Raw genomic sequence first — 8,455 nt, forward strand, 5'->3', positions numbered from 1 at the left:
GCGCCTGCCAGCCCGCGACCAACACCACGCACTCGCCGCGCTGCTGATTGCTGTCGGCCGCCACCCAGGCGCGCAGCTCGGCTAACGGCTGGCCATTTAAGGTCTCAAAAGTTTTGGTTAGCTCACGGGCCAGCAGCGCCACACGCTCGCCGCCGAACACCACTTCCATGTCTTCCAAGCACTCGAGAATGCGGTGCGGCGCTTCATAAAAGATCAGCGTGCGCGGTTCTTCCTTTACCGCCTCCAGGCGGGCGCGACGGCCAACGGCCTTGGCCGGCAGAAACCCCTCAAAGATAAACCGGTCCGATGGCAGCCCCGCCGCCGACAGCGCCGCAATCAACGCGCAAGGCCCTGGCACCGGCACTACTTTTATACCGGCGGCGCGCACCTGACGCACCAAGTGGTAGCCCGGATCGGAAATCAGCGGCGTGCCCGCATCTGAAATCAACGCCACGTCATCCCCTGCCTGCAAACGCGCGAGAAAACGGCTGCCTTCATCGCGTTCGTTGTGCTCGTGGCAAGCCGCGAGTGGCGTAGGAATACCGAAATGCTGCATCAGACGCATGGAATGACGTGTGTCTTCAGCCGCGATCAGCGCCACATCGCGCAGCACTTTCAAGGCGCGGGCGCTGATATCGTCGAGATTGCCAATCGGTGTGGCGACCACATAAAGCGTGCCGGTAGTGGAATTCAAAGCACCCTGAGTGGTCACAACGCACACCTCGTCAATCACGGAAAGCGCGCATTGTAGCCCGATTCACGCCATCAACATCGCGCCTGCCGTGCCCCTTGGGTACAATCCGCCCTCTTCGATCAAGTACCAGGAACGTCTACATGATCATCCGCCTGACCGCCGGCCTGCGCCCGCTCCTTGCTATCAGCCTTGCCGCTCTCTTGGCCGCCTGCTCAAGCTCGCCGTCCTCCACCCTTGGCGAATTACCGCGCACGCCGCAAGCCAGTATCGAGCAATTGCTGCAACAGGCCGACGCGGCAAAACCGGAACAAGCCGCTTCGCTACGTTTGGCCGCCGCCGACCAGGCGTATCAACAGAAGGATCTGGGCCGCGCCGCACAAATTCTTGAGCAGGTGCCCGTTGCATCGCTGAAACCCGCCCAACAGGTATTCGCCGGCACCCTGAGTGCAGAACTGGCCTTAGCCCGCGGCAAACCGAAAAGCGCCCTGCAGGCTCTCGACCAACCCGGCATGCAGCGCTTGGCTGAACTGCCGGTAGAGCAACAAATACGCACCCAACTGGTTCGCGCCCAAGCCCTGGAAGCCGATGGCCAAACCCTAGCTGCCGCCCGCGAGCGCGTGTTTATTGCGCCGCTGCTCAATGGTGAAGCCGCACGCAGCAACCACGAAAATATCTGGACGCTGGTGTCTTCGCTGCCAGCCGATCAACTGCAAGGCGGTGGCGACGCTGACCTCGCCGGCTGGTTGCAACTGGCCAACGTGGTGAAAACCGCTGGCACCTTGCAACAGCAGCAAGCCGCCATCGACGCCTGGCGCCAGCAGAACCCCCAACACCCTGCCGCCGAACAATTGCCGGCGCCGCTGACCAAGCTCAAAGAACTGGCCAGCCAGCCACTGACCAAAATCGCCCTGCTGCTGCCACAAGACGGCCAACTGGCCTCGGTGGCGCGCGCCCTGCGTGACGGCTTTATGGCCGCCCACTTCCAGGCCCAGCAAGCCGGTCAGAACCCGCCGAGCGTAGAGGTGTTCGACAGCTCGCGCCTGACCTCAATGGATGAGTTCTACCGCCAGGCCCAAGCCGCTGGCATTCAGTTAGTAGTCGGCCCGCTGGAGAAAAACCTGGTCAAACAACTGAGTGATCGCGAGCAACTGCCGATCACCACCCTGGCCCTGAACTACAGCGACGTTGGCCGCGAAGGCCCGCCGCAGCTGTTCCAATTTGGCCTGGCTGCCGAAGACGAAGCCCGTGAAGTGTCTCGTCGCGCTTGGGACGACGGCATGCGCCGCGCGGTCGCCTTGGTGCCACGTGGTGAATGGGGTGACCGTGTACTGGCAGCGTTCCGCGACAGCTGGCAAGCCAAAGGCGGCAGCCTGATCGCCGCCGAGCACGTCGACCAACCGGTAGAACTGGCGCAGCAAATCGCCGACCTGTTCCAACTGCGCCAAAGCGAAGCCCGCGCCAAGCGCCTGCAAAGCGTGCTCGGCACCCAGGTTGCGGCACAGCCGGCGCGTCGTCAGGACATCGACTTTATTTTCCTCGCCGCTACGCCGCAGCAAGCACAACAAATCAAACCGACCCTGGCCTTCCAGTACGCCGGTGACGTGCCGGTGTATGCCACCTCGCACCTGTTCACCGGCGGCAGCAACCCATCGCAGTACCAAGACCTGGATGGCATCCGCTTCTGCGAAACGCCATGGCTGCTGGATGCCAACGACCCGCTGCGCCAACAAGTCGCCGGCCAATGGCCACAGGCGGCCGGCAGCCTCGGTCGCCTGTATGCCATGGGCGTCGATGCCTATCGCCTGGCGCCGCGCCTGAGCGAACTTAAAGCCTTGCCCGACAGCCGCGTAGAAGGCCTGTCCGGCCGCTTGAGCCTGACCGCCAGCCAGCGCATTGAGCGCCAACTGCCGTGGGCTGAGTTCCGCGATGGCGCGGTGCAACGCTTACCTGAAAGCAGCAGCTTCTGATTGACCGCCGCCAGCACCCAGAGCGCAGGCCGCGAAGGCGAAGCAGAGGCCTTTGAGCATCTGCGCCAGCACGGCCTGAAACTGCTGAGCAAGAACTGGCGCTGCAAGGGCGGCGAGCTCGATCTGGTCATGCTGGACGGCGATACAGTAGTATTCGTCGAAGTTCGCGCCCGCCGGCATACCGCCTGGGGTGGCGCAGTAGAAAGTGTTGATGGCCGCAAGCAGCAAAAGCTTATTCTCGCGGCCAGCAGCTTTTTGCAGCAGGAGCCGCGTTGGGCCAAACATCCGTGCCGTTTCGATGTCGTAGCCATCAATACCGGCAGCGCGCAAGCGGGCCGCCTGAACTGGATTCGCAACGCCTTTGACACCTGAATCAGCCTGAGCCCATAAACGATTGCCGGCAGTACGCTGCGCGGCAGCAAGTTAGTGCAAGAACAGACACGGTTTCGGCACAGCCCAGTACCGACTGCGGCACCGAGCGATTTTTACCTGTAACAGGCAGGCACCAGAATCACCCTGGGCCACCTGATCAGCAGCCACACTGAAGGTCATCTCCGATGGACATGCAATCCCGTATCCGCCAGCTGTTTCAAGCCAGTATCGAAACCAAACAGCAAGCCATGGAAGTGCTTATTCCCTACATCGAGCACGGCAGTCTGGTGATGGTTCAAGCCCTGCTTAATGAAGGCAAAATTCTCACCTGCGGCAACGGCGGCTCCGCCGGCGACGCGCAGCACTTCTCCTCGGAACTGCTCAACCGCTTCGAGCGCGAGCGCCCAAGCTTGCCCGCCATTGCGCTGACCACCGACAGCTCGACCATTACCTCGATCGCTAACGACTACAGCTACAACGAGATCTTCTCCAAACAAATTCGCGCCCTCGGTCAACCCGGCGACGTGCTGCTGGCGATCTCCACCAGCGGTAATTCGGCCAACGTTATCCAGGCCATTCAGGCCGCCCACGACCGTGAAATGGTGGTGGTTGCCCTCACCGGTCGCGACGGCGGCGGCATGGCTTCACTGCTGCTGCCCGAAGATGTGGAAATCCGTGTTCCATCGAAAGTTACTGCACGCATTCAGGAAGTCCACTTGCTGGCCATCCATTGCCTCTGCGATCTGATTGATAGCCAACTGTTTGGGAGTGAAGAATGACCCGTTCGCCATTAATCCTTGCCGCCCTTGCCATTACCCTGGTGCTTTCCGGGTGCGGCAGCCGTTCGTTCGGCAACAAGATCGATGACCAATTCATCCCCTCGAATGTCGAGCAGAAAATTAACCAGGCCAGCCCTGATCTAGCCAACGGCTCGCACATTGTCGTCACCAGCTACAACGGCATCGTGCTGCTCGCCGGACAGACGCCACGCGCCGACTTGAAGGCCGCCGCCGAACAAGCCGCGCGCTCGGTACAAGGTGTGCGCAAGGTCTACAACGAACTGCAAGTGATTGCGCCCTCCTCGGCCCTGGCGCGCAGCAACGACGCGCTGCTGACCACCAAAATCAAAACCGAGATGCTGACCGACAACAGCGTGTCCAGCTCGAACATCAAGGTGATCACCGAGAACGGCATCGTTTATATGCTTGGCGTCGTCAGCCGCCAGCAGGCACAACTGGCCGCCAACCTGGTGCAGGGCGTATCCGGTGTGCAAAAGATTGTGAAGCTGTTTGAGTACGTCGACTGACCTAACCCAGCGCTTCCGCAAAAAGCCCTGCCTATGCAGGGCTTTTTGCTTTCTGTTGTGTGTGCGATTACGCCATCGCATTTGTTCCGCCCATGCCTTGCAGCTTGCCAGGGCTAGCGTCTAGGCCCGAAGATGGCCGCAGTCAGCTTATGGCTTGGAGCGCCAATGAATTCGTCTACCCTGCCCCACGGTTCGCCGCACGCAGCGGCTTTCGCCAGCGCTATCAGCAACCTGCTCGTCAGCGCCAGCCAATGGCCGCAGACGCACGCCTGGGCCTGGTACCGAGTAAACGACCAACTGCACCTCAGCGGCCAAGGCGACCCGCAAACCGAGTGGCCCACTAGCATCGCCCCCGACCAACTCGACGCCTTCTGCCACAGCCACCAGCTCAAGCGTTGGGCCACCGGCAGCGGTGAAAGCGTACTGGGCTGGCTGCTGGCCCCGCAAAGCAGCTCCGATGCCGACAACGCCGCACTGACCGACCTTGCCCAACAACTCGCCCTGCAGACCCAAGCCATCACCCTGGCCCGCGCCCAGCTGACTCAGCGCGTACTCTACGAAATCACTTATCTGGCCAGCTCCACCCGCGACCGCTCCGCCTTTCTGGTTGGCGTGCACCAGCAGTTGGCCAGCTTGATCGACGCGGAAAACTTCTACCTGTCGCTGTACGACTTCGACACCAAGAAGATCACCTATCCGTACTACGTTGACATCATCGACACCGAAGCACTGGAGTCGGAGAACTACGAGTATCTAGACCCCGAGCGCCTGTCGCTGACCGGCATGGTGCTCACCACCGGCCAACCGCTGCTGATCGATGCTGCCGGCATTTGGGCTGCCGAGGCGCAAGGGCGCTTTTACTGCGTAGGGCATAAACCGGAATTCTGGATGGGCGCGCCGCTGAAAAACGCGTCCGACGAAGTGTTCGGCATGCTGGCCATGCAGGTGTATGAAAAGTCCCGTATCTACAGCTCCGAAGACCGCGCGCTGTTTCTCGTTGTCACCCGCCACGTGGCCATGGCCCTCGACCGCATCCTGCACCGCGCCGACCTGGAAGAAACCGTGTCGCGGCGCACCGTGCAGCTGTCCGAACTGAACCACACCCTGCGCCAGGAAATCGCCGACCGCGAGCGCGCCGAACACCTGCAAAGCGCGCTGTTCCAGATCACCGAACTGTCCAGCCAGCCCGGCGAAATGGTCGACCTGTTTCGCGGCCTGCATGGCATTGTTGGCGAGCTGCTGTTTGCCCTTAACTTCTATATCGCTCAATACGAGCGGCAGACCGATGAAGTCAGCTTTCCCTACTTTGTTGACGAACAACGCAGCGACCCGCCACCACCGCGCCGTGGCCGCCGCGGCTTGACCGAATACGTCATCCGCCAACGCCGCCCCTGCTTGATCGACTACGACGAAGCCTCGCGCCTGATGGACATCGGCGAAATCGAGCGCAGCAACGAACCCGTACGCTCGCAATCCTGGCTGGGCATTCCGCTGTTCGCCGACAACGACGTGCGCGGCGTACTGGTGGTGCAAAGCTACGAACCCAACGTGCGCTACACCCTGCGCGACCAGGAACTGCTGACCTTTGTGTCGCGGCATATCGACACCGCCTTCTCACGCCGCAACGCCGCCGAAGCCGTGCAAGCCGCCAACTTGCAACTGGAGGAACGGGTACAAAGCCGCACCCGCGAGCTGGACTACGCCAACGCCAAACTGCAACACGAAAACACCCACGACGCCCTTACCGGCCTGCCCAACCGCAGCCACCTGCAACACCGCCTCAACCTAGCCTGGCGCGACTTCCGCGAACACGGCAAAGGCCTGGTGGTGATGTTTATTGACCTCGACCGCTTCAAGCTGATCAACGACAGCCTCGGTCACCACTTCGGCGACCTGCTCCTCACCGAAGCCGCCGCGCGCCTGCGGGCCTGCCTGCGCGGTAGCGACCTGCTGGCCCGGCTGGGCGGCGACGAATTTGCCGTACTGGCCCCCGGCGCGCCGCTGGAAGTGGCCATCGGCATTGCCGAACGCATCCTCACTGAATTCGATGTGCCCTTCGCCATCGACGGCCACACCTTGTTCTCCTCCTGCAGCATCGGCATCGTCAGCGCCGACCAGCAGTTCCACCAGGAACCCGCCGACCTGCTGCGCGACGCCGACACCGCCATGTACCGGGTAAAAAACGCCGGCCGCGACAGCTTCGCCGTGTTCAACCAAGAACTGCGCCGCGAAGTATCCGACCAAATGGAACGCGAAGGCGCACTGCGCAACGCGCTAAAACGCAGCGACGAACTGCTGCCCTACTTCCAGCCCATCGTTAACGTGCGCACCGGCGAATTGGTATCGCTGGAAGCCCTGATTCGCTGGCACCAACCCGACGGCACCGTGCTTGCGCCCGGCTATTTCCTACCCGCCCTGGAAGGCCTGCGCCTGATCGGCCGTCTCGACCTGTACATGCTCAACTGCGTGGCGGAAATTCTCGCCCAACCGCAACACGCCAACTGGCCGCCCGTGCACGTCAACTGCTCCAGCTACAGCATCACCCGCCCCGAATTCGCCGAAGAAGTGCTCACCCTGCTCGACCGCTACAACATCGCCCCGGCACGCATCTGCCTGGAACTCACCGAAGGCGCGCTGGTAGCAGAACCGGCGCAAGCGCAACTGACCATGCAACAACTCTCCGACAAAGGCATGAGCGTGGTGCTCGACGACTTCGGCTCAGGCTTCTCATCCCTGAGCTACGTGCACCAATACCAATTCAGCGGCCTGAAAATCGACAAATCCTTTATCTTCGAACTCACCACCAGCAGCCGCAGCCGCGCCATCGTGCGCGCCATCGTCCGTATGGCCGAATCGCTGGGCCTGTCGGTGGTAGCCGAAGGCGTAGAAGACGAAGCCACCCTGCAGCTGCTCAGAGAAATCGGCGCCGGCCAAGCCCAAGGCTACTTCTTCGCCAAACCGCTGGCCCTGGAACAACTCACGCAAAACCCACTCATGCAACCGCGAGGCATCGCCCACAGCGACACCCACTAACGTGCTAAGCGATTGATCGTGCGTGAAAAAAGGAAGGAATTTAAGCTTGACAGCCAAGCCCGAGCCAAGAATAATGCGCGCCACTTGGCTACATAGCTCAGTTGGTTAGAGCATAGCATTCATAATGCTGGGGTCCGGGGTTCAAGTCCCTGTGTAGCCACCAAACAAAACAAGGGTTTAGCGAAAGCTAAGCCCTTTTTTGTGGGCGTAGGAAAAGTGGGAAAGGTGACTACATCACCGCACTCCGCAGCCCTCCTCGAAATTTCTGTCGTCGATGCCTAGAATCCAAGCCAAACTCAAGCGGCTGGAAACGGATGACCAACCTCCTCCCCAATGAACTCGAGCAAGCGCAGACGGCTGTTTTTGTGCTGATCGGGAAATGCATTCTTAACCTGCAGTTGTATGAGCAGGCGCTTAAAAATCTGCTGCCGTATTTTGAAGTTTCTAACGACGGGCCGACACCTGAACAACAGCGCGAGAAGCTCGCAAAACTCACGCTAGGCTCACTCATCAGACAGCTAATAAAACGGGCCGCTGACTTCGATGAAGACGCTGAAGAACCGAAGCGGTCTGTCACCAACAGCATCGTCATTCGCACACGCTTTAGGATTCCGGTCGACGCAAAGGAAGCTAAACAGCTTTATCAGAATCTTGATGAACTGCTGCATAAGAGAAATTTTCTGGTCCATCACTTCCGGAGCGAGCACAGCCTGAAAACGGACAGTGGCTGTAGGGCAGCAAAGACCTATCTGGACGGCTTGTACGAACAGACGAAGACGGCAATTGCTCAGATCGATGGGATTGGGCGAGAGCTCAAATCAAGCACTGCCTCACTCATTAAGTTTTTAGGCTCGGATGAAGCGGCGCACCTGATTGAGGAGTTCTGTTTTGAAGGGGAAAGCGTTATTTCCCAAGAAAAATAAGTCTGCCCCTTTTTTGCCCGACCCAACCACACCACTTCTGGGCTGATGTCGTCAAACCGATCATTTCTGCAAAAACCAGCGGAGAGCAAAAACGGCGAATCATGGAAGTCAGTGACGCGCTGTGCATTTCCGTCTGCGTTAAACCCCACTACCCCAGACT

At 60.3% G+C, this 8,455-nt stretch carries 7 protein-coding genes and 1 tRNA gene; 7 read left to right on the forward strand and 1 reads right to left on the reverse strand.

All coding sequences use genetic code 11. The annotated features are described in order from the left end of the window. Positions 1 to 712: 16S rRNA (cytidine(1402)-2'-O)-methyltransferase (rsmI, locus tag AAAB16_RS23840; protein WP_340665579.1), on the reverse strand; the 712-nt coding region annotated here is incomplete at its 3' end. A 134-nt stretch (positions 713 to 846) separates the two neighbouring features. On the opposite strand from rsmI, the gene AAAB16_RS23845 reads away from it, so the two are divergent. From AAAB16_RS23845 to AAAB16_RS23875, 7 genes are all read left to right on the forward strand, one after another. Next, the gene (locus tag AAAB16_RS23845; protein ID WP_340665584.1) at positions 847 to 2,661 is read left to right on the forward strand and encodes a penicillin-binding protein activator; all 1,815 of its coding nucleotides are present in this window, start codon (positions 847 to 849) and stop codon (positions 2,659 to 2,661) included. Next, entirely contained in the window at positions 2,662 to 3,033 is a 372-nt protein-coding gene (locus tag AAAB16_RS23850; RefSeq protein ID WP_340665580.1) for a YraN family protein, read from the forward strand. 185 nt (positions 3,034 to 3,218) lie between these two features. After that, the gene (locus AAAB16_RS23855; RefSeq protein WP_110616852.1) at positions 3,219 to 3,812 is read left to right on the forward strand and encodes a phosphoheptose isomerase; all 594 of its coding nucleotides are present in this window, start codon (positions 3,219 to 3,221) and stop codon (positions 3,810 to 3,812) included. After that, positions 3,809 to 4,339, forward strand: coding sequence for a BON domain-containing protein (locus AAAB16_RS23860; protein WP_340665581.1), 531 nt, complete (start codon positions 3,809 to 3,811; stop codon positions 4,337 to 4,339). The genes AAAB16_RS23855 and AAAB16_RS23860 overlap by 4 nt, the downstream gene beginning before the upstream one ends. A 165-nt stretch (positions 4,340 to 4,504) precedes the next feature. Further along, on the forward strand, positions 4,505 to 7,372 hold the full coding sequence (locus tag AAAB16_RS23865) for an EAL domain-containing protein (RefSeq protein ID WP_340665582.1): 2,868 nt from the start codon (positions 4,505 to 4,507) through the stop codon (positions 7,370 to 7,372). A gap of 86 nt (positions 7,373 to 7,458) precedes the next feature. Next, positions 7,459 to 7,535, forward strand: a tRNA-Met gene (locus AAAB16_RS23870). Between the two features lie 151 nt (positions 7,536 to 7,686). After that, complete coding sequence (locus AAAB16_RS23875; protein WP_340665583.1) at positions 7,687 to 8,295, forward strand: hypothetical protein; 609 nt, start codon at positions 7,687 to 7,689, stop codon at positions 8,293 to 8,295. Positions 8,296 to 8,455 lie beyond the last annotated feature (160 nt).

The sequence above is a fragment of the Pseudomonas sp. genome, assembly GCF_037994325.1.
Taxonomy (GTDB): Bacteria; Pseudomonadota; Gammaproteobacteria; order Pseudomonadales; family Pseudomonadaceae; genus Aquipseudomonas.